1 protein-coding gene is annotated in these 262 nt (G+C 38.2%); it reads left to right on the top strand.

Annotated features, from left to right (window positions below; translation table 11 throughout):
• Nucleotides 1–21 precede the first annotated feature (21 nt).
• Nucleotides 22–262: hypothetical protein (locus AAEZ18_RS19085; protein WP_352255991.1), on the top strand; the 241-nt coding region annotated here is incomplete at its 3' end.

The following is a 262-nucleotide window of genomic DNA, read 5'->3' as shown; positions in this document are numbered from 1 at the left end:
CCTAAAGAGAAAGCAAAAAAGTTGAATGGTAAATCATGGTTTATCTTATTCGCTGTTTTAGTAATACTCTTGCTTGCATCGGGTTTTTACCATACACCATGGCCGCTTATTACTACGTTTACTTTGCTTTACTGTTTTGCGGTTATTTTAAGATTGCTCGCTAACAACGAGATAAAACAACCTCACAGCCAAAGCAGCTCTGTTGAAGCTAATACGGGCGATGGCCTGAACGATTTAGATGATTTTAGAGAGTGGTTTAAAG

Source organism: Pseudoalteromonas sp. 19-MNA-CIBAN-0066 (assembly GCF_040308705.1).
Taxonomy (GTDB): domain Bacteria; phylum Pseudomonadota; class Gammaproteobacteria; order Enterobacterales; family Alteromonadaceae; genus Pseudoalteromonas; species Pseudoalteromonas nigrifaciens.
Note: the sequence above shows the minus strand (reverse complement) of the source record. Positions and strands in the feature narration are given on the sequence as shown.